Genomic DNA, 707 nt, shown 5'->3' with positions numbered 1-707 from the left:
AGAGACGAAAACAAGCGGTGTTTATGGCGCTGAAGTGGATACAAAGTCAGGCAGATTATAACAATGTCATGCAGCATTTGACGTTGTCGCCAGGGGAGAAGAAAGGTAATAAAGAATTGAATGAAAAAGATGTGATTAAGTTTTTAGGCATTGGAGAACGAAAATTGTTTTTCTATACCAATTATGGCGAAAAGCTCACCTTATTGCATAATAACCTTCCGGTTTCCGTTGGCCCGGATGAACCATTTAGACCTATTCCGGATATCCTGATGTCAGAATATCTTGCCATGATCGACGACCAGCATCCGACGGGTACAATGACTGCCTGATGCAATGGCTGAGGTGATAAGATGAGAAAATTAATCGTAGTTGCTTCCGTTGCTGCCGGTTTACTGACCGGGTGCGATCAGGGAAATACCACCGGGAGTGAAAAAGCAGCTAAAGCACTTGTGGATAAATCGGTCTCTAATATGGTCCCCGTTCAGGGTGGTGAGTTTTTAATGGGTGATTTTGGTCCATTAGTTGGTCAAAAATTACTTTTCAGCATACAACAGGATGATAAAACTTTACATAAGGTTATTTTAAGTGATTTTTCGATATCAAAATATAAAGTCACTAACGATGATTTTAATGTTTATTTGAAAGTAACAGATAAAAAAAATCCACCTGTGGATATACTGGCAAAACGTCATCCTTCTCTGCTAAAG

At 39.6% G+C, this 707-nt stretch carries 1 protein-coding gene and 1 pseudogene; both read left to right on the top strand.

Going from position 1 to position 707, the window contains the following annotated elements:
* Positions 1–251 precede the first annotated feature (251 nt).
* A pseudogene (locus CWM53_RS31800) lies at positions 252–329 on the top strand (hypothetical protein); the annotation flags it as partial.
* Positions 330–470: 141 nt separating this feature from the next.
* On the top strand, positions 471–707 hold a 237-nt coding region (locus CWM53_RS01460), incomplete at its 3' end, for an SUMF1/EgtB/PvdO family nonheme iron enzyme (protein ID WP_165785002.1).

Origin of the sequence: Klebsiella sp. A-Nf5, assembly GCF_002810545.1 — a bacterium.
GTDB lineage: Bacteria > Pseudomonadota > Gammaproteobacteria > Enterobacterales > Enterobacteriaceae > Klebsiella > Klebsiella variicola.
Note: the sequence above shows the minus strand (reverse complement) of the source record. Positions and strands in the feature narration are given on the sequence as shown.